The organism is Pseudarthrobacter raffinosi, from assembly GCF_023913835.1.
Classification (GTDB): domain Bacteria; phylum Actinomycetota; class Actinomycetes; order Actinomycetales; family Micrococcaceae; genus Arthrobacter; species Arthrobacter raffinosi.
Genome location: NZ_JAMXBG010000024.1, coordinates 1 through 23,341 on the forward strand (window position 1 = coordinate 1; position 23,341 = coordinate 23,341).

The following is a 23,341-nucleotide window of genomic DNA, read 5'->3' on the forward strand; positions in this document are numbered from 1 at the left end:
CAAATCCCCAGACGCACTCATCGCGTTGGCCATGCTCAGCCTCGGCGGTCCCAAACCAATGCTCCCGGGCCGAAATTAACCCACGGAAGAGTCAGGAGAGCCGAAAAAAGACACTCACACCGGAACGGGCCGCCGAACTGGTCCAGCGCGCCAGCAGCGGTGTACCTAAAGCCCTCCTTGCCCGTGACTACGGGATCAGCCGGGAGACCGTCTACCAGTACCTGCGCCACGCCAAGCTGGACTGAACCTCTTGCCGCCGGCGCGGCTGTTACTGCTAGGGAACGCAATTTGCTTGATGGAAGGTCCCATATCGGCCAGTTTCGAAGAGGGTCGGAATGCGCAGCTCTCGTGTCCGGTTTCAGTTTTGTTGGCAAGAATCTCAATAGCCCTGGCAATCTACGGACTGTCGGGATCTGCCTCGCCGTACTTGGCAAACGCAGCTGGCGGACTCTATTGGCGTTACCTTGCCAGGGGCACCTCGCGGCCGCTCACGGGACTTCGGCTCCGCCTACGATGGCACCGAAAGACATCTTCGAATCCGGATCCATGGCCGAGTCCACGCCACATTTCACCGCGGCCTGCGCAGCGATGCGGTTGCGGAGGCCAGCTGCCTGGCGGATGTGCCTTCAGTCTGGGCCCTGGAGACCGCTAATCTCCGGGCTGGCAGCTCTGATGGACACGTAGGACGGCTCTTCTCCGCTGAAGGTTCGCACGCCTCCTGCGGGCCGGGTAGCTTGGGACCATGAGACTGAAAATGTGCAGCATCCATGTCCAGGATCCGGTCACCGCCCATACGTTCTACACCGGGACCCTCGGGTTCGAGACACTCATGGCGATGCCTGAGTACAACCTCTTCATCATCAAGGATCCGGGCTCCGACGCCGGGTCGGTGGGGCTGCTGCTGGAGCCTAGCGACAACCCGATCGGCGCCAATTACATGAACGCACTGCACGACGCCGGTATCGCGGCCATCACCTTCGGGGTTCCGGATGTACAGGCTGAGTACGACCGGCTGGTGGCTGCCGGTGTGAAATTCCAGGGCGAACCGTCAGAGGATCCGTCTGGGATCAGTGCGGTCTTCGACGACGGCTGCGGCAACTTCGTGCAGCTGCACCAGGACTGATTAGCCGGCCTTCGGCACGGCGAGGAATGTGCTTTCCTGAAGTTCACACGTGGTTTCGATGCTGCCTGGCAGGTGGTACCAGCGGGGTGCGGGGCCGAAGTTGAGGACTCTGATGAGGTGGAAGACCTCAGCTTGCGCTTTCCGGCACTGTGCAGCCGCCGTCGTTCAAGGTCGACGACGGCTTCCTCGCCGCCGACCCCGAGCTTTCGGTTGCTCGCCTCAACTGTTGCTTAGTCGTAGTGACGCGCTGACCGGGCGCCGGCCCGGGCGTCCGGGAGGACGATTTTGGGGATCGGGGACCACTCGAAGTCGAGTGCGCCAATTGCTGCGGCGTCAGGCGTGTGCAGCGCCTCGGCCAAGACTTGCTCAATGATCGACGGCGAGGACGCCAGTTGCGCTTGAACTTCAGCGATCAGCGCGTGCTGGTAGTTCTGGCTGGCTGGTATCCCTTGTTGGGGCGAAGGCCCAGCCTCATCATGACGGCCGAGATGTTCTGGTGCTTATGCTCGACGGCGGTGCTGGTCCGGTTGTTCAGCAGGGCCAGCAGCCGATCCCGGAACATCGTTTTACTGTAGGGCTGCCCTAGCACTTCCAATCGCAGCATCTCAAGGTAGCTGGCTACGGTTGCCGCGATTTCAGCTGCTGACCAGTCTCTGGCCGTCAAGGTGTTTCGCTCCCGGTGCGCATAGCGTCCAGGCTATCGCTTCGGCGCACGGACCTGGCCCCGAATGGGTTGGATTGTCAGTCCCGCACTCAGTCGCCTGCCTCCAGGATCTCCACCACATCTTCGACCAACTCGAAGTCCCTGGCGTTGCGGGTCATCAACGGGATGCCAAGAGAGTGGGCTTGCGCGGCGATCATTATGTCCTTACTCCTGGCATGTTGGGGCCTCAGGCGCTTGACCCGCGCAGCCAGCTCGCCATAACTCTCGGCGGCATGCTCGTCAAAGAGAATCCAGTCCATCAGTTCCCGCCAGACGGCAAGGCGGTGCACCCGGTTCCGGCGGATCTCCTCAGACGCTGACGATCGGATTCCGAATTGGAGCTCCGCCAGCGAGATGATGCTCGAGCCGAGTACGGCGCCGGCCGGCCACACGGCCGGTGGTGCGATCAGGACATTCGTGTCAAGGAGGATCACTGGGTAGTCCACGGATCAACAAGGGGATCGGCATCTCTGGATTCTTCATGTTCCGTGAGCCACCCGGTCTGGTCTGCGCCGAGCTGGGCGAGCTTCAGGGCAATTGCCACTTCAGCGGCTGAAGTCCACTTCTTGCGATGCGTTACAGGTGAGATCACTGCGACCGCACGGCCTTGGAGGGTTATCTCAAGAGTGGCTCCGTGCTCAACCCGCTCAATGACAGCCCTTGGATTTTGCTTGAGTTCCCGAACCCCTACCTTGTCCATGGCTGCATTCTACGCTTGATGTAGCCCTTGTTCTACGATTGGCAATGAAAGGAACAACAGAGGCCTGTCCGCGGATCCTGACCGTGAAGGTTCGGATCCGCGAGCAAGCCTCGGATAGGCGCAGGTGACTCAGAAAGCGGCGGCTACTCGGCCTGGGCGCGGGCCTTCTTGGCGTCTTTCTTGGCAGCTTCGTCCTTGACGCGCTGGGCTTCGGTGCGGACGGCGGCGTGGGTGGAGCGCTCGGCGACCAGCCAGGCCGGGGGAGCCTGCAGCAGCGCGGTGATTTCCGCCGTCGTCAGCGCTTCCTCAACACCGCCGCGGGCCAGGCCGCTGATGGAGACGTTCAGCTTCTGGGCCACCACCGGGCGGGGGTGGGGGCCGTTGCGGCGCAGCTCCACGAGCCACTCCGGCGGGTTGGACTGGAGTTCGGCGAAATCGGCGCGGCTGATGGTTGAATCCTGGAACTCCTGCGGTGTTGCCGGCAGGTAGATGCCAAGCTTCTTGGCAACGGTGGCCGGCTTCATGGACTGGGAGTTTGCAGAGGTCATGGTTCAAGGGTATCCGGCTGCTTGCCTGAAAGGCACCAGTCCCGCACCAGCTCCGCGCCATCTCAGCGCCGGTTCCGGCATTGCGGGGCCGCGCGGGCGGTACTGTGAAGACGTGCCCGCAGACAATGAATCCCCCCAGAACGCCAGCCCCGACGAATCGCCGGAGCAGGAGGCGCCCCGTGTGCTCCGCTTCGCCTATGTGGCCGGCGTAACCCCGGGCAAGTGGATCCGCCGCTGGGAAGAGCGCGTGCTGGACATCCCGCTGGAGTCGTTTATGTCCGACGACGGCGCCCAGCTTTCCGTATTGCGTGACGGTTCCGCGGACCTCAGCTTTGTCCGGCTTCCGGTGGAGCGGGAAGGCCTCAACGTGATCCCGCTGTATGAGGAGCAGCCCGTGGTGGTGGCGCCCAAGGGGCACGAGATTTCAGTGTTTGAGGAAGTGGCCCTGGCCGACCTGTCGGCAGAGACTTTCCTGGACGTCGCCGAAATGGGTGGCCCGGAAGCGGCCATGCAGGTGGTGGCGTCCGGTGCGGGCCTGGTGATTTTGCCCATGTCCGTGGCCCGGCATTTCAACGTCAAGGACACCGTGGCCCGCCGGCTGACGGGTGCCCCGGTCACGGAGATCGCGCTGGCCTGGCCCAGCGATTCCTCGGACGACATCATTGAGGAGTTCATCGGGATTGTCCGCGGCCGCACCGCGGCGAGCTCCCGGCAGCCGTCGGCCCAGCAGGAGAAGCCCAAGAAGGAGCCGAAGCCGGACCGGCGCGGCAACGCGGTCAAGAAACCGAAGGTGGCCCAGCGCTACGCCCCGAATCCGGACAAGGGCCGCGGCAAGGGCTCACGCAAAAAGGGCAAGCGCTAACTTGTGAGCCCGCGTTGCTCTAACAGGAACAGCCGGAACTAAGCCGAGCAGGCTTCCGTCAGTGCTGTGACTGACTCAGCCGGCACCTGGTCTCCGGCTTCGGCGATCTGGCCCAGCGGCGTCGTAATTTCCGCGGGCACCCCGGCAGTGTCCGCGGCGGACACCAGCCCGCCCAGCAATGCCTTGTCCTGGACGCTGACCAGCCCGTCCTCCACAACGGTGCAGACCTGCTTCCTGACCTCGTCCGAGGCTGCGGTAGCCACCTTGGAGGCGGCATCGTTTGCGGTGTTTTCAGCGACTTCCTGGACCGATCCGCAGGCGGAGAGGAGGAGCATCAGGGGGACGGCGGACAGGGCTGCAAGGCGGCGTTTCATTCGTCCAGCCTAACGGCTCAGTCTGTTCCGGCTTCGCCGTGCACCTCGCTCAGGTTGTCTTCGGAGCGGTCCAGATACGCCAGGAGAAGGGCGCTCGCGCGGTCCAGTTCCCCGGCTTCCAGGGCCAGGCAGATCGCTTCGTTGTCCGGCAGGTAGTGCTGGTAGAACTGCGCGTCCACGGTGGCTTTGTGGAAGAACAGGCGCATCTCGGCCAGGACCTGGCCCATGATGCTGTTCAGCCGCGGGCTTCCGGCCATGGCCACAATGGCGCCGTGGAAGTGCTGGTTGGCGGTGCCCAGGGCTTCGTCGTCACCGGCTGCTGCAGCTCGTTTGCCTTCCTCGACGGCGGCCCGGACGGCGGCCACGTCCTCCGGGCTGCCTCCGGCGCGCAGCGCGCTGACCTCGATGGCGCGGCGGACGGTATAGACGTCGTGGACGTCCCCTGCCTCCAGGCTTGCCACGAAGACGCCGCGGTTGGGATGGCGGACCACCAGGCGTTCGCTGGCAAGTTCAACGAAGGCCTCGCGCACCGTGTTGCGGGAGACGCCCAGGTCCTCGGCGATGGTGGATTCGGTGAGCCGCGTTCCGGGAAGCAGTGCTCCCTCCGCCAGTTGCAGGCGGAGTTCATCCGCCACCCGCTCCGCCACGGACGGAACGGCGACGCGAAGGCGGCCTGCAGCGGTCCGCGTCGCCGCGTGATTCACCGATCCCCGCGGAGAGACGAACGAAGAGGGGACGATCGGTTCTGAAGAGGCCATACTCGAGAATTTACACGATCGTCACATTGTTGAATCGAAGGATTGTTGAACAATCCGTAAATTTAGTGCATCCTAGTAGGACCACTCAATGAGACGGGGATCACAAATGGCAACGATTGACCTGAACAGCGACGTCGGCGAGTCCTTCGGCCGCTGGAGCCTCGGCGATGACCTGGCCATGTTCGGCTCGGTTTCGAGCGCGAACGTGGCCTGCGGATTCCACGCCGGCGATCCCAGCGTCATCCGCAGGACCTGCCGCGAGGCAGCTGCTGCCGGCGTTGTCATCGGTGCCCACGTCGGCTACCGGGATCTCGCCGGTTTCGGACGCCGTTTTATGGACATCAGCCCCACGGAACTGGCCGACGACGTGGTGTACCAGATCGGTGCCCTGCAGGCCCTGGCCGCCGTTGAAGGAACCCAGGTCCGGTATGTGAAGCCGCACGGCGGACTGTACAACGCCATCGTCACGCACACAGTGCAGGCCCAGGCCGTCGTCGACGCCGTGAAATCGGTTGACCCCAACCTTCCGATCCTCGGCCTCCCAGGTTCGGAAGTCCTGCGGCTTGCAGAAAAAGCCGGCTTGCGCGCCGTGACCGAAGCGTTCGCGGACCGGGCCTACAACCCGGACGGCACCCTGGTGTCGCGCTCCCTCCCCGGAGCAGTCCTTGAGGATCCGGAACAAGTGGCGGAACATGTCCTACGGATGGCCACGGAATCCTCAGTCCGCGCAATTGACGGGTCCACCCTCAAAATCCGCGCGGAAAGCATCTGCGTGCATGGTGACTCACCGGGGGCCGTAGCGATGGCCACTGCAGTGAAGTCCGCTCTCGGGGACGCCGGCGTGAGCATCGGCTCGTTCCTCTAGCCCCATCCCATGGCCGCACCCAGGCCCCCGCACTACCCCTCATCCCCCCGGAGGAAACCATGACCAGCACAAACAAGGCCGCAAAGGCCGCGACAAGGAAGCCGCCGCCCGGCGCGCTCAAGGCGTACGTCGCCAGCCTCACCGGCACCTCGCTTGAGTACTACGACTTCGCCATCTACTCGGTGGCGTCAGCCCTCGTCTTCCCCAAGATTTTCTTCCCCTCGGACGATGAATTCGTGGGGCTCCTCCTGTCCTTCTCGGCCTTCGCCGTGGGCTACCTCGCCCGCCCGATCGGCGGCATCATCTTCGGCCGCCTCGGCGACAAGGTGGGGCGCAAGTACGTCCTGGTCTTCACCCTGGTGCTGATCGGTATCGCCACCGTCCTCATCGGTGCGCTGCCTGACTACTCCGTGATCGGCATCTGGGCCCCCATCATCCTGGTGCTCCTGCGCCTGGCCCAGGGCATTGGCGTCGGCGGCGAATGGGGCGGCGCCGTGCTGCTGTCCAGCGAATTTGGCGACCCCAACAAGCGCGGCTTCTGGTCCTCCGCAGCCCAGATCGGGCCGCCCGCCGGCAACCTCATGGCCAACGGCGTCCTTGCGATCCTGGCCGCCTCGCTGAGCACCGAAGCGTTCCTCTCCTGGGGCTGGCGGGTAGCCTTCCTTGCCTCCGCCCTGCTGGTGGTCTTCGGCCTGATCATCCGCCTCAAGCTCGAGGAAACCCCGGTCTTCAAGGCCATCGCAGCCCACGGCGACCAGCCGAAGGCGCCCATCAAGGAAGTCTTCACCACCCAGCCCCGCGCGCTGATCTCCGCCGCCCTGTCCCGCGTCTGCCCGGACGTGCTCTACGCGCTCTTCACGGTCTTTGTGGCCGTCTACGCCACCAAGGAACTGGGCATGACCACGGGCAACGTGCTGGCCGCGATCCTGATCGGCTCCGCGTTCCAGCTCTTCCTCATCCCGCTTGCCGGCGCACTCACTGACCGCTTCAACCGCCGCTGGGTTTACGGCATTGCCGCTGCCGCCACCGCCGTCTACATTCCCCTGTTCTTCCTGATGATCGCGGGCAAGTCCGTGGTGATGCTGATCATCGGCGTGGTCATCGGACTGGCCCTGCACGCCTTTATGTACGGCCCGCAGGCAGCCTTCATCACTGAGCAGTTCCCGGCCCGCCTCCGCTACGCCGGTAGCTCCCTGGCCTACACGCTTGCCGGCGTCATCGGCGGCGCTGTGGCTCCGCTGATCTTCACCGCCCTTTACGGCGCAGCGTCCGGCGGCTGGTACCTGATCGCCGGGTACATCCTCCTCACGGCCATCATCACGATCGTGGGCATGCGCCTCGGCCGCGACCCGCAGCCGGAAGAGGACCTCCGCCTGCTGCACCGCGACGACGCGCGGGAGAGCCACGCCTGAGCGGCGCGGCCTGATCCCCATGGAAACAGTCACTAAGCCAGCTTCCGCGGCCCGCGTGCTCGCCGTCCGGCCGGTAGGTACGACGGCGGTGCTCGCCGAACTCTCCGGGCTCCACGACGTCCTGGCCCTGCAGGCCCTCCTGCTGGAGCGGCCGCTGCCCGGCCAGGTGGACGTCCTGGCCGCCGCCGAAACCGTGATGGTGAAGGCGGATTCACCCGCTGCGGCGCGCAGGATGACGGCCCGGCTGCTGGAGATGGACCTGACGGTCCAGTCCCACGCCGAAGGCAAACTGGTGCAGATTGAGACCGTGTACGACGGCGACGACCTCGCGGAAGTGGGGCGGCTCACCGGGCTGGGCACTGACGGCGTCATTGCGGCCCACACCGGGCAGGTCTGGACGGTTGCATTCGGCGGCTTCGCGCCGGGCTTCAGCTACATGGTGGGGGAGAACCAGGTACTGGAAGTCCCGCGCCGGAGTTCGCCCCGCACGGCCGTCCCCGCAGGTTCGGTGGCCCTGGCCGGCAACTATTCGGCCGTGTACCCGCGGAAGTCCCCGGGCGGCTGGCAGCTGATCGGCCGCACCGCGGCTACCATGTGGGACCTCAGCCGGGAGCAGCCGGCCCTGGCCGCGCCCGGTGACCGCGTGCAGTTCCAGGCGGTACGCGAGCTCATTGAAGTTACGGCACCGCGTGTTGCTGCCTCGGATTCCCAAGCCTTGGCTGCCCGGAAACCGGACATTCAGTCCGGCCTGCTGATCCTGTCGCCCGGGCTCCAGAGCCTGATCCAGGACCTCGGCCGCCCCGGTCACGCCGGGCTCGGCGTGTCCTCGGCCGGTGCGCTGGACCGCTCCTCCCTGCGACGCGCCAACCGGATCGTGGGCAACGACCCGTCGGCCGCCGTCGTCGAATCCGTTGCCGGCGGGCTGCGCGTGCAGGCCGTGGGGGACCAGGTGCTGGCAGTGGCCGGCGCACCGTCGGCTCTGACTGTTGTGACGCCGTCGTATGCTCCCGATCCGGTGGCTGAAGACGAAGGCGACCAGTCCGAGTTTGACCAGTCCGAGCAGGTGCGCGAGGTACCCATGGCCACGGCGTTTGCCCTGCTGGACGGCGACATCCTGACCATCAGCGCACCCGAGCGTGGCTTCCGCAGCTACCTGGCCATCCGCGGCGGGGCAGCAGTGGACACGGTGCTGGGGAGCCGGTCCACGGACACCATGTCCGGGATCGGGCCTGCGCCGCTGGCCGCCGGGCAGCTGCTGGGCGCTGGCGCTGCAACGTCCTCCAACGTGGTGGGCAACCCCGAACTGCAGCCCGACTTCCCGGACACCGGCGTCACGGTCCTTGACATCGTGCCCGGGCCCCGCGATGACTGGTTCGACGCCGCAGCACTGGAATCCCTTTGCGCCCAGGACTGGGCGGTGACGCCCCGCTCCAACCGCGTGGGCATGCGCCTGGACGGCCAGCCGCTCAGCCGAAGCCGGGACGGGGAGCTGCCCAGCGAGGGAACCATGGCCGGCGCACTGCAGATCCCGCCGGAGGGGCAGCCCGTGCTCTTTCTGGCCGACCACCCCATCACCGGCGGCTACCCGGTCATCGGGGTGGTGGTGGACCACCAGCTGGACCTGGCCGCCCAGGTTCCCATCGGCGGGTCCATCCGGTTCCGCTGGGCTCCCGGCTACGGGCTGCCCACCGGCTTTTCCGATTCTTCCCCCGACGTTTCCCAGACAAAAGATTCCCAGACGAAGTGAGCAACTGATGCGCAAGGTCCTGATCGCCAACCGCGGAGAAATCGCCGTCCGCATCGCCCGCGCCTGCGAGGACGCCGGACTGGAGTCCGTGGCTGTCTACGCGGACGTTGATGCCGACGCCATGCACGTGGGCGCCGCCACCGAGGCGTACAGCCTGGGGGGCAACGCGCCGTCGGAAACGTACCTCGATATCCCCAACATCCTGCGCGTGGCCGCGGAGTCCGGGGCCGACGCGGTGCACCCGGGCTACGGCTTCCTGTCCGAGAACGCTGGCTTTGCACAGGCGGTCCTGGACGCCGGCCTGACCTGGATCGGCCCAAATCCGGACGCCATCCTCAAGCTGGGCAACAAGATCACGGCGCGTGAGATCGCTGTCCGCGCCGGAGCCCCGTTGGTGGCCGGCAGCGACGGTCCGGTGGATTCGGCCGCGGAGGTCCGCAAGTTCGCCGAGGAGCACGGCCTGCCGATCGCCATCAAGGCGGCGTTCGGCGGCGGTGGACGCGGGCTGAAGGTGGTCCGCGAGATGGACCAGATCGAGGAGTCCTTCGATTCCGCGGTCCGTGAAGCGGTGGTGGCCTTTGGCCGCGGCGAGTGCTTTGTGGAGCGGTACCTGGACCGGCCCCGGCATGTGGAGGCGCAGGTGCTGGCGGACCAGCACGGCAACGTGCTGGTGGTGGGCACCCGCGACTGCTCGCTGCAGCGCCGGCACCAGAAACTGGTGGAAGAGGCGCCTGCACCCTTCCTGACCGAAGCGCAGACCCAACAGATTTACGACGCCGCCAAGGCAGTGTGCCGCGAAGCCTCCTATTCGGGGGCTGGGACGGTGGAGTTCCTGGTGGCCGCCGACGGCACCGTCGCGTTCCTCGAGGTGAACACGCGACTGCAGGTGGAGCACCCCATCACCGAGGAGACCACCGGCGTGGACCTGGTCCAGGAGCAGTTCCGGATCGCCGCCGGCGAGCCGCTGCGCTTCACCGCCGATCCCAAACCGAGCGGCCACTCATTCGAGTTCCGGCTCAACGCGGAGGACGTGGGCCGGGGCTTCCTGCCGTCGCCCGGCACCATCGCGACGTTCAGCGGCCCGACGGGTCCGGGTATCCGGCTGGACTCCGGGGTCCGCTCCGGTTCGGTTGTTGCTCCGCAGTTCGATTCCCTGCTGGCCAAGCTGATCGTCACCGGCGCCGACCGGCAGCAGGCGCTCCGCCGTGCCCGCCGTGCCCTCGCCGAAATGGAAATCACCGGCGTGGCCACCGTCCTGCCGTTCCACCGGGCCGTTGTCCAGGCGCCGGACTTCACGTCCGAGACCGCGCTGGGCATCCACACGCGCTGGATCGAGACTGACTTCGCGGATTCCATCGCGGCGGATCCGGAGTTCGGTACGTCCGTTCCGGACGGTGAGCGGCGCACCATTACCGTCGACATCGACGGCCGGCGCCTCGCCGTCGGCCTTCCCGCTGACCTGCTGGATGGCTGGGCGCGCTCCGGTGCGGCCGTTCCTGCGGGGGTTTCCCTGGACGGGGCTGGTTTGGACGGCGCTGCCGACGGCGGTGCTGCGGCAGGTGCCGCTGATTCCGGCGAGCTGCGGGCCGACATGGCCGGGACCGTGGTCAAGTGGCTCGTGGAGCCGGGCGCCGAAGTGTCGGCGGGGGACGCCGTCGTCGTTCTTGAGGCGATGAAGATGGAGACCCAGGTGACCGCCCACCGCGCCGGTACGCTGGCCGGGATCCGCGCAGAAGCCGGCGGGGTTGTGAACGCGGGCGCCGTGCTGGCGCTGATCGGCTGAGCCGTTCGGGCATGCCTGGCTCCAGCGAAAAGGTCCGGCCGTGTTCTCACCCCGCCGGACCTTTCCTGACGTGTAGAGGTACTTCAGTCGACGTGCTTGGACAGGGCCACCAGCACGCCTGCCATCGCAAAGTACTTGTTGCTGCCGAGATCGCGGACCGTCTTGATCCCCATGCTGGCGAGGACTTCAGCGTGCTTGTCCGTGAGGCCGGCCAGTGCGGACGGCGGGGCGTCCAGGACTTCCTCCAGGCTCTTGTTCTCGTAGTCCTTGTCGAGTTTCCTGCCCAGCTCAATTGAAACGGCCATGATCATCCTTTGCTTGAACGAAACAACAGTCACAACCCGGCGGCAGCATCACCGCGGATCCCGGGGCCCCGAAACTACCCGATCCCCAGATGAAACACACTCCAGTACTACGGCCTGCGGCGCAGCCTGGATCCGCGCCGGTGGGGATTGAAGACGAAGGTGCTTGACTATGCGTCATGACACTAAATCGAAACCTGGTGGTTGACTCTTTTCTTGAGTCGCTGGACCAACCGTTGAAGCCTGTGATTGAGCGCCTTCGGCTGGCTGTCCTGGACGCGGATGACGCCATAACGGAGCGCATTAAGTGGAAGGCACCCAGCTTCTGTTTCGAATCTGTTGACCGGGTCACCTTCAACTTGCGGCCGCTTCATCACGTGCAGCTTCACCGCGGTGCCAAGACCATCGAGGATGACTTCGATTTTGATCCCTCTAAATGGAGCGGGCTGTTGGAAATGATCGGGCAGGACCGCGGCCAGGTGATTTTTCCAAGCGCGGAGGCCGCGGCGGCCCGGCAGGAGGAATTCGTGGCGCTGGTGCGGGAGTGGGTTCGAGCCTGACCTGCGGGTTGACCTGCGCATACCGGCAGTGAGTGCATGATTCGACGGCTTTGGCTGGCGGTGCCCTGACATGATTCTGATAGTCTTCAGTCATCCACGGGCCTCCCGGTCGCTTCTTAGGCCGGTTGTAGATAACGAGTGGGAGCTCGCGATTTATCGCGAATGATTAGGAGGCTTTTTATGCATCTAACGCCACGCGAAAGCGAAAAACTGATGATTGTGGTTGCTGCCGATCTTGCACGACGGCGGCAGAAGCGCGGACTTAAGCTCAACCATCCGGAATCCATCGCGATCCTTACCTATGAGCTGGTCGAGGGCGCCCGCGACGGACGCCGGGTCGCCGATCTTATGAGCTATGGCACCACCATCCTGACCAGGGAAGATGTCATGGAAGGTGTCGCCGACATGATCCATGACGTCCAGGTCGAGGCGACGTTCCCGGACGGCACCAAGCTCGTCACCGTGCACAACCCCATTCGCTAGGCGAAGGAGAACCCATGAAACCCGGCGAATACGTCCTCCGCCCGGAGCCCATCACGTGCAATGCGGGCCTCATTCCCCGCGCCCTGGCCGTGATCAATCGCGGTGACCGCCCAATCCAGGTGGGGTCCCACTATCATTTCTTCGAGGTGAACGATGCCCTCGAGTTCGACCGGGATGCGGCCCACGGCTTCCGGCTGGACATCCCGGCAGGCACTGCTGTGCGGTTCGAGCCCGGTGATGCCAAGACGGTCAACTTGCTTGCTCTCTCGGGCGAGCGTGCGGTGTTCGGATTCCGGGACCGCATCAACGGCCCGCTCGAGCCGAGCCGCGGCCTGATCTCCCTGCAGGACGACACCAAATGAGCTTCGAGCTGAGCCGCAAACAGTACTCGGACCTCTACGGCCCCACCACGGGAGACGCAGTTCGCCTGGCGGACACTGATCTGTTCCTCGAGATTGAGCACGATCACACCAACTACGGTGAAGAAGTCGTGTTTGGCGGCGGCAAGGTCATCCGTGACGGCATGGGCCAGAACGGGCAGCTGGTCCGCGACGACGACATCCCGGACACCGTGATCACGAACGTGATCGTGTTGGACTACACCGGCATCTACAAAGCCGATGTGGCCCTGCGCGACGGGCACATCTTCAAAATCGGCAAGGCTGGAAACCCCCAGATTTCCCAGGGTGTGAACATCACCATCGGTGTCGCTACCGACATCATCGCGGGCGAGGGCAAGATCCTCACCGCCGGCGGCATTGATACGCACGTGCACTTCGTAAGCCCCGATCAGGTGCCGGTGGCCTTGGCGTCGGGGATCACCACGCTGATCGGTGGCGGTACCGGACCGAGCGAAGGGACCAAGGCCACCACCGTTACTCCGGGCGCTTGGCACATTTCGCGCATGCTTCAGGCGGTTGAGAACCTGCCGATCAATATCGGCCTGCTCGGCAAAGGCCACGCCAGCGCCATGGAGCCCCTCGCGGAACAGATCCGCGCCGGGGCCATCGGGCTGAAGGTGCACGAGGACTGGGGCGCCACCACGTCCTCGATCGACATGTCATTGCGCGTGGCTGACGAGTATGACGTGCAGGTGGCCATCCACTCCGACACGCTCAACGAGTGCGGCTTCGTCGAAGACACCATCCGGGCCATCGGCGGCCGCGTCATCCACACGTTCCACACCGAAGGCGCCGGCGGCGGGCATGCCCCGGACATCATCAAGATCGCGGCGCTGCCCAACGTCCTGCCGGCGTCGACCAATCCCACCCTGCCGTACACGGTCAACACCATCGACGAACACCTCGACATGCTGATGGTCTGCCACCACCTGAGCCCGGACATCCCCGAGGATGTGGCCTTCGCCGATTCGCGTATCCGCAAGGAGACCATCGCAGCGGAGGACGTGCTGCACGACATGGGCATCTTCTCCATCACCAGCTCCGACTCCCAGGCCATGGGCCGGGTCGGCGAGGTGGTCCTGCGCACCTGGCAGGTAGCGGACGCCATGAAGCGCCAACGCGGAAAGCTCGACGGCGACCCCGAGGTGGGAGACAACTTCCGGCTCAAACGCTTCGTGGCCAAATACACGATCAACCCGGCGATCGCCCACGGCATCGCGGACTCGGTCGGAAGCGTCGAAGAGGGCAAATTTGCCGACCTTGTGCTCTGGGACCCGATGTTCTTCGGCGTCAAGCCCGAGTTCGTGCTCAAGGGCGGGCAGGCGGTCATGAGCGTCATGGGGGATCCCAACGCCTCCATCCCCACGCCGCAGCCACGCACCCTGCGCGGCAACTTCGGGGCACTCGGCACCGCGGTACATGCCTCATCGATCACGTTTCTTTCCCAGGCCGCCATCGCCGCCGGAGTCCCCGAGCAGTTGGGCCTGCGCCGCGTGATCCGGCCGGTGAGCGGTATCCGTACCCTCACCAAGGCAGACATGAAGCACAACGGCGCGACGCCGGATATCGGCGTTGACCCGGAAACCTACGAGGTGACTGTCGACGGCGAGCCAATCTCGGCGGAGCCCTCGACGGTGCTGCCCATGGCGCAGCGCTACTTCCTCTTTTAGACACATATCCCTAAGGGGGCATATATGATCATCGACCACGTCATCGCCAACCGGCATGATCTCCCCGAGGACGAGCTGGCTGGCCTCCATGAGGAGCAGGTTCTGCTGCCGAGCGCGGAACTCGTCAAGAAAATCCAGCGGGTGACCACCGACCACGGCCGTGAACTGGGCATCCGGCTCAGCGATGCCGCAGGCCCGGTGCGGGATCTCCGCGACGGCGACATCCTGTTCCGCGACGACAAAACTGTCATCGTGGTGACTGCGCTGGCAACCGACGTCCTTGTTATCGCAGCGCGCAGCGTCCGTGAAATGGGGGTTGTTGCGCACAACCTCGGCAACCGGCACATGCAGGCGCAGTTCTTCGACGCCGACAGTGAATATGCCGCGGAGGTGATGGTGGTGCAGTACGACCACACGATCGAGGACTACCTGATCCACGTTGGCGTGCCGTACTCGCGCCAGGAGCGTGTGGTGCCCGTGCCGTTCCGCCATGCCGAACACACCCACTGAGCGCGTGAACGAGCCGCCGTCGTACCTGCTGCCGCTGTTGCAGCTCTCTGACTCCGCGCTCCCAACCGGCGGGTTCAGCCATTCCTTCGGGATGGAAACGTTCCTTGAACGTGGCCTCATCGACGGCGAAGTGAGCTTCGCCAGCTGGCTGAGCCAGTTTGTGAGCATCCAGCTGACCTACAGTGACGGGTTCGCCCTGCGCCTGGCGTACGAGGCGTCCTCGGTTGACGATATTGCCCGGGTCGACCGGATGATCGCCGCGGCGGCGCTGCCCCGTGAGGTCCGCGAGGCGGGGACCAAGATGGGCGCACGGATGCTGGCCATCGCCGGTACCGTGGCGCCGGGTGCCCGGCTCGCGGGCTACGCGGCCGACGTCGGATCCGGGCGGTGCGCCGGGCATCCGGCCGTCGCGTTCGGCGTCGCCGGCCGGCAGTTGGGCGTCCCGCTGGAGGAATTGCTCGCGAGCTACCTCTTCACGGCGGTCACGTCGCTGACCCAAAACGCCATCCGAGCCATCCCCATCGGGCAGGACGCCGGGCAGCGTGTGCTGCTGGGAACACATCCCAGGATCATGGATGCCGTCCGCCGGATCCAGGCACTGGATGCCGACGACTTCGGGATCACGGCCCCGGGCCTCGAAATCGCCCAGATGCGCCACGAACGCCAGCGCGTCCGCATGTTTATGTCTTAGCAGTCCGCGGTTCGCCGTACCCAATACGTAGCAAGGAGCACCATGAAACTCATCAAAATCGGCGTCGGCGGTCCTGTCGGCGCAGGCAAGACCCAGCTCGTGGAACGCCTGACCCGCCACCTCAGCGCCGAGATCTCGATGGCCGCCATCACCAACGACATCTACACCATCGAGGACGCCAAGATCCTCGCGGCCAACGGGATCCTGCCACTGGACCGCATCATCGGCATCGAAACCGGCGGCTGCCCGCACACGGCCATCCGAGAGGACACGTCGATGAACTCGGCCGCTGTGGAGGAGCTGCGGCTGCGCCACCCCGGCCTCGAAGTCGTCTTCATTGAAAGCGGGGGAGACAACCTTTCGGCCACGTTCAGCCCGGAGCTTGTGGACTTCTCGATCTACATCATCGACGTGGCGCAGGGCGAAAAAATCCCGCGCAAGGCCGGCCAGGGAATGATCAAGTCCGACTTCTTCATCATCAACAAAATGGACCTGGCCCCGTATGTGGGTGCTGACCTCTCCCTGATGGAGGCGGACACTCTCGAGTTCCGCGGCAACAAGCCCTACTGTTTCACCAACCTCAAGACCGACGAAGGCCTGGAGCACGTCATCAACTGGATCAGGCGCGACGTGCTCATGCTTGATCTCCGCCAGTGACGGGTGCGCCGGCGCCCGAACTCCCGGTGCGCCGCGCCGCCGTCGAACTCGCCGGTACGCTCGCCCTCACCGTGGGTGTGCGGGGCGACCGCTGCATCGCCACGAGCCAGTACCACCAGGGTGCGCTGCGTATCCTGCGGCCGCACTACCTCGATGACACCAGCCAGGTCTGCTACGTGGCGGTCAATCCCGGCGGCGGGTACGTCGGTGGCGACGAGTATGAAATCGACATCACTGTGGAAACAGGGGCCCGGCTCCTGCTGACCACACAGTCAGCGACAAAGGTCTACCGCACGCCCGAGACCCGCGCTGAACAGCGGACGCACATCCGGCTCGGTCCTAACGCGAGCCTGGAATCTGTGCCGGACCCGCTGATCGCCTACCGCGGGGCGACTTACCGGCAGGCCACCGTGATTGAGATGCACGGCAGCGCCTCGCTGGTGATGGCCGAGATCGTCACGCCGGGCTGGTCACCGGACGGCGCCCTGTTCGGCTACGACGAAATCCGCCTGCGGAACGAGATCTCGGTCGACGGGCGCCTGGCGGTGCTCGACAACCTGCTGATCCGTCCGCTGACCGGTGCCGCCCCGATAGACGGCATGGCCTTCCTCGAGGACTACACCCACGTCGGTTCCCTCCTGGTTATGGATGCCCGCGTGGACGCCGCGCTGCTGAACGAGCTGCATGAGTTGCTGGTGCCCCTTGCCGACGGCTGCAAGCTGGGCATGTCACTGCTCGACGGCGGCCTGGCTATGCGAGCCCTGTCCCACGCCACCGAGCCGCTGGACGCCGCCATCCGCGCCGGCATCGATTTTCTGCGGTTCCGCTGGCACGGCCAGCCCCGCCTCAACCTGCGAAAGTACTAAATGAAAGCCCTCTTGAACCACCACGAGCGGGAAGCCCTCCCGACGGCCCGCCGCTTGGCGGTCACCTTCGCGGCAGTCGCCGCCCTCCACATCGTTATGCTCGCGCTGCTGGCCGATTCACTGCGCACAAACCACAACCCTGTGGTGCTCGGCCTGCTCATCACCGCCTACCTGGCCGGTGTGAAGCACAGCTACGACTGGGACCACATTGCGGCGATCGACAACTCCACCCGCCGCTTCGCCGCCCAAGGCCGCAGCCCCGTCAGCGTGGGCTTCGCCTTCAGCATGGGCCACAGCATGGTCGTCGTGCTTGCCGGCGTGCTTGTGGTCAGTGGTGCCGGCATCATTCAGGACGCACTTAATGACGGCTCGTCCGCGAACATGGTTTTGAGCATTACCGGGGCATCTGTCTCGGGCCTGTTCCTGCTGACCATCGGTGTTTACAACGCCGCCGCGTTCCGGCGTACCGCCTTGTTGTACCGCCGGGTCAAGGACGGTGCCACCGTCACGCGCGAGGCGCTGGCACCGACCGGGCTCGTGGCCCGCCTGCTCGACAAACCGCTCTCCCGCGTCAACCGCCCACGTGACATCTTTGTCCTGGGCTTCCTCTTCGGCCTCGGCTTCGACACGGCCTCGACCATCGCGTTCCTGCTCCTCACGGCGACGGCCGCCCTCGCCGGCATCTCCCCGGTCGCGCTGATGGCCCTGCCCTTCGGCTTCATGGCGGCTATGACCTTATGCGATACGGTGAACGGCGTCGCGATGATGAAGATGTACCGAAGCGCCGTTGTGGACCCCAAACGCCGTATCGGTTTCAACATGATCATCACAGGTGTGTCCGCAGCCTCTGCCCTGTTCATCTCGATCATCACCATCGCAGGCGTACTGCACGCGATGCTCGGACTCACCGACCCGGTGACCACCTTCCTTGCCGAACTCGACCTCAGCCACGCCGGGCTGGTCCTCGTGGCGCTGCTGCTGTTCATCTGGGGTGCGCATACCGGGGTGCGCCGCGTCGGCGACGCCGCCTCAGCCACAACGGGCGGAAACCCGCAGGGATAGGGCTCCACGGCGGGATCGCCTTGGTGCCGCCGGCGCCAGGCCGGGGGCCGCGCTACTCGGCGGACGGCCGCTGCCGTTGCCGTTTCGTCGCCGACCGCTGCTCCTTGGCGGCGAGGCGACGGCGGTTCGAACCCCGGGTGGGTTTGGTCGCCCGACGGCGGGGGCCTTCGGGTGCCAGACCTTCCGCCACAAGCTCGGCGAGCTTCGCCAGGGCGGTCTCTCGGTTGCGCAGCTGGGAGCGTTGCTCGGAGGAGGCCACGGTGATCACCCCGGCGACGAGGCGTGGTCCAAGCCGCCTGAGCAGCATCAGCCGCTGGTCATCCGTGAGCACGGCGGAGCCGGCGATGTTCCACGAGACTTCCGCACGGCTGTCTGTCGTGTTGACGTGCTGACCGCCTGGCCCGGACGACCGCGAGAACCGCCAGCGGAGTTCCGACGCCGGAATCGTGAGCGCGGGCGACACCTCCAGATCCATGCAACCAGCGTTGCACACTATGGGCGCTTACCCGCTACGGCTGCGGCAGGGGAGGGAGGTACTGGCAGACCCCTGATAACCAGAGCCCTCGCTAGGACAGGCATGACCGCGTTCTATTGAACGTGAACCGCAGTCCTGCCCCTACCCACAGACCGGAGCCAGCGTGACCGCCGTCGTAACCCCGATTCCCGCACGCGAGCAGACAGTCGGCCGCCCCCTGGCGATTGTGCTTGGCCTGCTGACCATCTTCGGTCCCATCTCCATGGACCTCTACCTCCCGGTCCTCCCAGCCCTCACCGCTGAGCTGCAAAGCACGACGTCGGTGGCCCAGTTGACCATCACCGCCTGTCTGCTGGGCCTCGCCATCGGCCAATTAGTAGCGGGGCCGCTCTCGGACCGCCTCGGGCGGCGGACGCCGCTGCTGATCGGTGTCGTTGCGTACACGGTCACTTCTGTCTTTTGTGCGATCAGCCCGACCGTTGAGACGCTCATCGTCGCGAGGTTTGTCCAAGGCCTCGCCGGAGCCGTGGGCATCGTCATTGCGCAGGCCGCCGGGCGGGACGTCTACTCGGGCGCCAAACTCATTCGCTACTACGGCCGCCTCACGGTTCTCGGCGGACTGGCCGCCATCATCGGCCCGGTCATCGGCGGGCAACTCGCCACCGTCACCGACTGGCGCGGAGTCTTCCTATTTCTCGCAGCCGTCGGCGTCGCCGTCCTGCTGGCGTCATTGGTGGTCTTCCAGGAGACCCTGCCGGCGAACCGCCGGGTGACCGGAGGGTTTTCGCAGACCCTCCACGGTTTCCGCCGGCTCCTCGCTGACCGCGTATTCGTCGGGGCCGTGCTGATCACCGGTTTCACGTACTTGGCGGTCTTCGCCTATCTGAGCGGGGCAACCTACATACTCCAAGGCATGTATGGGCTCTCCCCGCAGGGCTACTCGTTCGCGTTCGGCCTGAATTCACTGGGCTTTGTGGTCTTCGGGTTCATCGCCGGCCGGCTCGCTGAACGGTGGTCCGAACGTGGGACGCTCACCGCGGGCCTGATAATGACGGCGGCCGGCGCCTTGGGGCTGCTGGCGGCGGCGGCCCTGCACCTGCCGCTGATTGCCATTGTCCTGTCCCTGTTCACCATGGTCAGCGGCGTGGCCGTCACCAGCCCGCCGGCCACGTCGCTTGCCCTCAAGGATTATCCCGATATCGCTGGGACGGCATCCTCATTGTTGGGACTGGCCCGGTACGCCTTCGGCGGCATCGCCGCTCCCTTGGTGGGCATCGGCGGCGCCAACGACGCCGTCCCCCTCGGCATCGTCGCGGCCGCTTCAGCGGCAGCGGCCGTGCTTTGCCTGGGGCTGGTCAAGAGGCGGCGTGGTCAGGATCGAATTCGCTGACCCGGACCACACTTGCACACTGTCTATGGGTCTTTGTCAGCGAGGCTTGTAGACGTCCGCGCGGTGCTCGATGCGGTGGACATATAAGGTGTGCTCTTCAACATCGAGGGTGAACAACACGCGGTAGTCACCGCGGCGTGCGGTGCGCAGGCCCAGGAGTTCACTTGTGAGGGGCTTGCTGAGCCGGCGTGGATTGTCGGCCAGAACTCCAGTAACGAATTCGACAATTGCGGCAGCAGCCTTCTCCGGCAGCCGACGAAACCCCTTCAGCGCGGGGCTGGTAACTTCGATTCTCCAGGGGCCCTGCTCGTTCGATGGTTCCTCAGTCACCTCGGCGGTAGCCCAAACTCTCGGCGCAGGTCATCGCCGCTGACGGTGTTCCCTGCCTCGATGTCGCGCCGGGCCTGTTCCAAATCTGTCCTGATGTCCGGCTGCGATAGCCAGTGGATGGTTTCCTGGAGTGACTCGAGGTCGTCAGCGGACATCAACACCGCTGACGGGTGCCCGTGGCGGGTGATCTGGATGATCTCATGCGTCTTGTCCGCCTCCTCCACGAGTGCGGAAAGCTTGTCCTTGGCTTCGCTAAGGGGCACGGTTTTCATACTGTGATTATAGCCTGAAGTCAGGCTATTTAATGGCCTGACTTTTAGCCGATGATGAACCTCGCGGGGGATCGGCTGATGTCACTGCTTAGACCCGCCGCGTCACCCCGTCCGCTCCACCGCCGCCAGGATCGCCTGGCCCAATTCCACAGGTTTAGTGAACTGGGGCCAATGGCCGGTGGGGAGGTCCACGTACTCGACGTCGCGGATGCGGGCCAACTCGGCGGTGAAGGGATGCCGGGCGTCGATCCATTCGGTGAGGAGCGACGACGGGAACTGGCACGCGATCACAGTCGCCGGGACGTCGTACCTGCGGACGTCATGCAGGCGCTGCCGGCCATGCGCAACGCCCCTGGGCTCGGGGATGGCGCGCGCCCGGAACGACGCGCGCAACTCATCGGTGAGGTCCACCAGATCGGCGTCATCGAAGCCATCCCACGGCGGCAGGGGCACGTCGTCGCCCTCGGTGGGCAGCCCGTCATTGATGACGCCGCCCTCGCCCAGGGGTCCGCTGTCCACGTAAATATTCCGGGCAACGCGGTCCGGCCGTGCGTCCGCCACGCCGTGGATGACCGCGCCACCACCGGAGTGCCCCACGAGGACCACCTTTCCGTCGAGACCGTCCAGAACGTCTACGACGGCGGCAATATGGTCCTTCAGAGTGATGCCTCCACGCCGTGCGTCCACAGATTCAAGGCCGGGAAGAGTCAGTGGATGGGTTGTGTGCCCCGCCGCCGCCAGCGCCGGCGTCACCTTCTCCCACGATGACGCGTCCAACCAGAAACCGGGTACCAGGATGATGTCCATGACCGAACCCTACTCCGCGCCCCCGGCGCTAGGTAAGGCGCCGGGTACCACCGGGGCGGTCAGGCCGCCGTCGCGCATTACAGCGACGGCGTCGGTCAGCGGCACGAATTCGGTGTCGTGCGTGACCATCACCGTGGCCACCTGGAACTCGTCGGTGACCCGGCGCAGCAGCCCGACGATCGACGCGCTGCGCGCGTGGTCCAGCGCCGCCGTCGGCTCGTCAACCAGCAGCACTTTCGGACTGCCCATCAGGGCCCGGGCAATGTTCACCCGCTGCCGCTGCCCGCCCGAGAGCTGGTGCGGACGCTTGTCCGCGGACGCGGCCAGCCCCACCAGATCCAGGAGTCCCGCGGCGCGCGAACGCGCGGCCCTCAGCGGTTTGCCACGCAGGTGGTGGCCAATCATCAACTGCTCGACGGCGGTCAGGGACGCCAGGAGGTTGGGCTGCTGGAAGATGATGCCCACCTTCTCCCGGCGCAGCGCGGTCAGTTCCCTGTCCTTCAGCCCCGCGGTGTTGATCCCGTCAACGATCACGTCGCCGCTGGTGGGGCGGACCAGGGTGGCGGCGACTGCCAGGAGGCTTGATTTGCCCGAGCCGGACGGGCCCACCAGCGAGACCATCCGGCCCGCTGCGACTTGGAGGCTACGGCAAGCTCGGCGTGGACAACCGGACCTCCGCCATCGAACTGGCCACGCAACGACGGATCATCCTTATGAGGCGAAAATGTCCGACGGCGGTGCAATACTGAGGTTTGCATCACTCGGCAGCCGGGGGAACTTCTGAAATGGTCTTGGATACAGCGACGCTGCGGGTCGCGTTCGGCCTGATGGCTTTGGTCCTGGTGCTGCTGTTCTACTTTTCGGCCTACCGCTACACACGCTCGCCGTACAGCGGCTGGTGGTGCCTCGCTCTGGTGTTCTTCCTGTCCGGATCCACCGCTTTCCTGCTCAACGGAACCCCACACCAGTGGTGGGCCAACACTCTGGGCAACGTCCTGCTGGTCCTCGGCGGTGTAGCCGTCTGGGCCGGCGCACGCTCGCTCCGGGACGTGCGGCCGCTCCGTTGGATCTTCACGGGGCTGCCGGTGGTCACGCTGGTGGCATCCGCCGTCGACCATCCCGGCACCAACACCTGGTCCGGCGGCCCGGTCTTCCTCGCCGCGATGTGCCTGACGGTGGGGCTTGCTTCCCGGGAACTCTGGCGGCTGGAGCCGGGATATTCGCGCGTCCGGGTCCCCATGGCTGCCGCGGCGGCCGGGTTGTCCGCGTTTTATTTCGGCCGGCTGGTGTACTTCCTCCTGGAGGGCCCGAATGGACCCACGTTCGTCACGTATTTCGGGTCCGCAGTGACCACGTTGGTGACCATGGTGCTGCTGGTGGTGGTGTCCTTCAGCATGGCCGCATTGAGCAACGAACAGCAGACCCGGGCCCTGCGGATGGTGGCCACCCGGGACGATCTCACGGGGCTGCTCAACCGCAAAGCTTTCCTGGACCTGGCCGCGGAACTGTTGAATGACAGGGCCGTCACCCAGGGAACGGGCGCCCTGATCCTTGCTGACCTGGACCACTTCAAGGCAGTCAACGATACCCACGGCCATGCCGCCGGTGACCTCGCGCTGCAGGCTTTCGCTGGCGCCTGCCGGGACACCGTCAGGTCAACGGATCTTGTGGGCAGGTACGGCGGGGAAGAGTTCATCCTCCTCATCCCGGGCGCCTCCGCCGACCGGGCGCAAAAAACAGCGGGGGAGGTCAGCCGGCGCCTGGCTGAGGTCCCCACTGCCGACGGGCTGGAGATGCCCACCGTCAGTTACGGTGTGGCACTGTACGACGCCGGGACCTCCGATGTGGAAGACCTCATCGCCGCCGCTGACCGGGCCCTCTATATGGCCAAGTCGTTGGGCCGGAACCGCTCCGTCCACAGCGACCCGCGGGGCTAGCCCGTCAGTTGAGCTTTCCCGCCAGCCGCGTCCGCATCTGAATGCTGGCGGCA

General features: G+C 65.6%; 30 protein-coding genes and 1 pseudogene. 18 read left to right on the top strand and 13 right to left on the bottom strand.

Features of this window, described 5'->3' with window-relative positions; genetic code table 11:
• Nucleotides 1-245 (top strand): helix-turn-helix domain-containing protein (locus tag NG697_RS18405; protein WP_252614892.1); only part of this gene is annotated, 245 nt, incomplete at its 5' end.
• 497 nt (nucleotides 246-742) lie between these two features.
• The gene (locus NG697_RS18410) at nucleotides 743-1,123 is read left to right on the top strand and encodes a VOC family protein (protein WP_252575075.1); all 381 of its coding nucleotides are present in this window, start codon (nucleotides 743-745) and stop codon (nucleotides 1,121-1,123) included.
• 230 nt (nucleotides 1,124-1,353) lie between these two features.
• Here NG697_RS18410 and NG697_RS21095 read toward each other — a convergent pair whose 3' ends face one another.
• The 5 genes from NG697_RS21095 to NG697_RS18430 all read right to left on the bottom strand — a co-directional run bounded on the left by NG697_RS21095 (nucleotide 1,354) and on the right by NG697_RS18430 (nucleotide 3,074).
• Nucleotides 1,354-1,482 (bottom strand): hypothetical protein, encoded by a 129-nt coding sequence (locus NG697_RS21095; protein ID WP_256470929.1) that lies wholly within the window; start codon nucleotides 1,480-1,482, stop codon nucleotides 1,354-1,356.
• 53 nt (nucleotides 1,483-1,535) lie between these two features.
• Nucleotides 1,536-1,685, bottom strand: a complete 150-nt coding sequence (locus NG697_RS18415; protein ID WP_252609358.1) for a hypothetical protein — start codon at nucleotides 1,683-1,685, stop codon at nucleotides 1,536-1,538.
• Nucleotides 1,686-1,876: 191 nt separating this feature from the next.
• A complete protein-coding gene (locus NG697_RS18420) occupies nucleotides 1,877-2,260 on the bottom strand; it encodes a PIN domain-containing protein (protein WP_252567690.1) in 384 nt (127 codons plus the stop codon).
• The gene (locus NG697_RS18425) at nucleotides 2,257-2,526 is read right to left on the bottom strand and encodes a type II toxin-antitoxin system Phd/YefM family antitoxin (protein WP_252567692.1); all 270 of its coding nucleotides are present in this window, start codon (nucleotides 2,524-2,526) and stop codon (nucleotides 2,257-2,259) included. Before NG697_RS18425 ends, NG697_RS18420 begins: the two co-directional genes overlap by 4 nt.
• A gap of 143 nt (nucleotides 2,527-2,669) precedes the next feature.
• Entirely contained in the window at nucleotides 2,670-3,074 is a 405-nt protein-coding gene (locus NG697_RS18430) for a DUF5997 family protein (RefSeq protein WP_252609360.1), read from the bottom strand.
• Nucleotides 3,075-3,186: 112 nt separating this feature from the next.
• On the opposite strand from NG697_RS18430, the gene NG697_RS18435 reads away from it, so the two are divergent.
• A complete protein-coding gene (locus NG697_RS18435; RefSeq protein ID WP_252614894.1) occupies nucleotides 3,187-3,936 on the top strand; it encodes a LysR family transcriptional regulator substrate-binding protein in 750 nt (249 codons plus the stop codon).
• A 38-nt stretch (nucleotides 3,937-3,974) separates the two neighbouring features.
• Here the strand turns inward: NG697_RS18435 and NG697_RS18440 are convergent, their stop codons facing one another.
• Complete coding sequence (locus NG697_RS18440) at nucleotides 3,975-4,310, bottom strand: hypothetical protein (RefSeq protein WP_252603372.1); 336 nt, start codon at nucleotides 4,308-4,310, stop codon at nucleotides 3,975-3,977.
• 17 nt (nucleotides 4,311-4,327) lie between these two features.
• Entirely contained in the window at nucleotides 4,328-5,068 is a 741-nt protein-coding gene (locus NG697_RS18445; protein ID WP_252614895.1) for a GntR family transcriptional regulator, read from the bottom strand.
• Nucleotides 5,069-5,174: 106 nt separating this feature from the next.
• On the opposite strand from NG697_RS18445, the gene NG697_RS18450 reads away from it, so the two are divergent.
• From NG697_RS18450 to NG697_RS18465, 4 genes are read left to right on the top strand one after another with little or no spacing between them, the layout of a single operon-like run.
• Complete coding sequence (locus NG697_RS18450; protein ID WP_252614896.1) at nucleotides 5,175-5,933, top strand: LamB/YcsF family protein; 759 nt, start codon at nucleotides 5,175-5,177, stop codon at nucleotides 5,931-5,933.
• Between the two features lie 59 nt (nucleotides 5,934-5,992).
• Nucleotides 5,993-7,345, top strand: coding sequence for an MFS transporter (locus NG697_RS18455; RefSeq protein ID WP_252609363.1), 1,353 nt, complete (start codon nucleotides 5,993-5,995; stop codon nucleotides 7,343-7,345).
• Nucleotides 7,346-7,364: 19 nt separating this feature from the next.
• Entirely contained in the window at nucleotides 7,365-9,092 is a 1,728-nt protein-coding gene (locus tag NG697_RS18460; protein WP_252614897.1) for a 5-oxoprolinase subunit B/C family protein, read from the top strand.
• Between the two features lie 7 nt (nucleotides 9,093-9,099).
• Entirely contained in the window at nucleotides 9,100-10,875 is a 1,776-nt protein-coding gene (locus tag NG697_RS18465; protein ID WP_252603359.1) for an ATP-binding protein, read from the top strand.
• Between the two features lie 83 nt (nucleotides 10,876-10,958).
• Here the strand turns inward: NG697_RS18465 and NG697_RS18470 are convergent, their stop codons facing one another.
• A complete protein-coding gene (locus NG697_RS18470; RefSeq protein ID WP_252609375.1) occupies nucleotides 10,959-11,180 on the bottom strand; it encodes a hypothetical protein in 222 nt (73 codons plus the stop codon).
• A gap of 176 nt (nucleotides 11,181-11,356) precedes the next feature.
• On the opposite strand from NG697_RS18470, the gene NG697_RS18475 reads away from it, so the two are divergent.
• The 9 genes from NG697_RS18475 to NG697_RS18515 all read left to right on the top strand — a co-directional run bounded on the left by NG697_RS18475 (nucleotide 11,357) and on the right by NG697_RS18515 (nucleotide 18,077).
• A complete protein-coding gene (locus NG697_RS18475; protein ID WP_252614899.1) occupies nucleotides 11,357-11,737 on the top strand; it encodes a DUF1801 domain-containing protein in 381 nt (126 codons plus the stop codon).
• 180 nt (nucleotides 11,738-11,917) lie between these two features.
• Nucleotides 11,918-12,220, top strand: coding sequence for an urease subunit gamma (locus NG697_RS18480; protein ID WP_252567738.1), 303 nt, complete (start codon nucleotides 11,918-11,920; stop codon nucleotides 12,218-12,220).
• Nucleotides 12,221-12,234: 14 nt separating this feature from the next.
• Entirely contained in the window at nucleotides 12,235-12,582 is a 348-nt protein-coding gene (locus tag NG697_RS18485) for an urease subunit beta (RefSeq protein WP_252567740.1), read from the top strand.
• Nucleotides 12,579-14,291: an urease subunit alpha gene (gene ureC, locus NG697_RS18490; protein WP_252609379.1), complete on the top strand. Its 1,713-nt coding sequence runs from the start codon at nucleotides 12,579-12,581 to the stop codon at nucleotides 14,289-14,291. Before NG697_RS18485 ends, ureC begins: the two co-directional genes overlap by 4 nt.
• 24 nt (nucleotides 14,292-14,315) lie before the next feature.
• Entirely contained in the window at nucleotides 14,316-14,801 is a 486-nt protein-coding gene (gene ureE, locus NG697_RS18495) for an urease accessory protein UreE (RefSeq protein ID WP_252614904.1), read from the top strand.
• On the top strand, nucleotides 14,782-15,492 hold the full coding sequence (locus NG697_RS18500; protein WP_252609382.1) for an urease accessory protein UreF: 711 nt from the start codon (nucleotides 14,782-14,784) through the stop codon (nucleotides 15,490-15,492). Before ureE ends, NG697_RS18500 begins: the two co-directional genes overlap by 20 nt.
• Nucleotides 15,493-15,534: 42 nt before the next feature.
• Nucleotides 15,535-16,149: an urease accessory protein UreG gene (ureG, locus tag NG697_RS18505; RefSeq protein ID WP_252614905.1), complete on the top strand. Its 615-nt coding sequence runs from the start codon at nucleotides 15,535-15,537 to the stop codon at nucleotides 16,147-16,149.
• The gene (locus NG697_RS18510) at nucleotides 16,146-17,015 is read left to right on the top strand and encodes an urease accessory protein UreD (RefSeq protein WP_252614906.1); all 870 of its coding nucleotides are present in this window, start codon (nucleotides 16,146-16,148) and stop codon (nucleotides 17,013-17,015) included. The genes ureG and NG697_RS18510 overlap by 4 nt, the downstream gene beginning before the upstream one ends.
• Nucleotides 17,016-18,077, top strand: coding sequence for a HoxN/HupN/NixA family nickel/cobalt transporter (locus NG697_RS18515; protein ID WP_252614908.1), 1,062 nt, complete (start codon nucleotides 17,016-17,018; stop codon nucleotides 18,075-18,077).
• A 52-nt stretch (nucleotides 18,078-18,129) separates the two neighbouring features.
• Here NG697_RS18515 and arfB read toward each other — a convergent pair whose 3' ends face one another.
• A complete protein-coding gene (arfB, locus tag NG697_RS18520) occupies nucleotides 18,130-18,552 on the bottom strand; it encodes an alternative ribosome rescue aminoacyl-tRNA hydrolase ArfB (RefSeq protein ID WP_252609388.1) in 423 nt (140 codons plus the stop codon).
• 163 nt (nucleotides 18,553-18,715) lie between these two features.
• On the opposite strand from arfB, the gene NG697_RS18525 reads away from it, so the two are divergent.
• Nucleotides 18,716-19,942 carry a multidrug effflux MFS transporter gene (locus NG697_RS18525; RefSeq protein WP_308293103.1) on the top strand — a complete coding sequence of 409 codons (1,227 nt, stop codon included), beginning with the start codon at nucleotides 18,716-18,718 and terminating at the stop codon, nucleotides 19,940-19,942.
• Between the two features lie 36 nt (nucleotides 19,943-19,978).
• Here NG697_RS18525 and NG697_RS18530 read toward each other — a convergent pair whose 3' ends face one another.
• The 4 genes and pseudogenes from NG697_RS18530 to NG697_RS18545 form a co-directional block, all read right to left on the bottom strand.
• Nucleotides 19,979-20,272: a type II toxin-antitoxin system RelE family toxin gene (locus NG697_RS18530; protein WP_056347463.1), complete on the bottom strand. Its 294-nt coding sequence runs from the start codon at nucleotides 20,270-20,272 to the stop codon at nucleotides 19,979-19,981.
• The gene (locus NG697_RS18535) at nucleotides 20,269-20,544 is read right to left on the bottom strand and encodes a type II toxin-antitoxin system Phd/YefM family antitoxin (RefSeq protein WP_056347465.1); all 276 of its coding nucleotides are present in this window, start codon (nucleotides 20,542-20,544) and stop codon (nucleotides 20,269-20,271) included. Before NG697_RS18535 ends, NG697_RS18530 begins: the two co-directional genes overlap by 4 nt.
• A 102-nt stretch (nucleotides 20,545-20,646) precedes the next feature.
• Complete coding sequence (locus NG697_RS18540) at nucleotides 20,647-21,351, bottom strand: alpha/beta fold hydrolase (protein WP_252614909.1); 705 nt, start codon at nucleotides 21,349-21,351, stop codon at nucleotides 20,647-20,649.
• A gap of 9 nt (nucleotides 21,352-21,360) precedes the next feature.
• A pseudogene (locus tag NG697_RS18545) lies at nucleotides 21,361-21,996 on the bottom strand (ABC transporter ATP-binding protein); the annotation flags it as partial.
• A 140-nt stretch (nucleotides 21,997-22,136) separates the two neighbouring features.
• Here NG697_RS18545 and NG697_RS18550 point away from each other — a divergent pair.
• Nucleotides 22,137-23,288, top strand: a complete 1,152-nt coding sequence (locus NG697_RS18550) for a GGDEF domain-containing protein (protein WP_252603829.1) — start codon at nucleotides 22,137-22,139, stop codon at nucleotides 23,286-23,288.
• Nucleotides 23,289-23,341 lie beyond the last annotated feature (53 nt).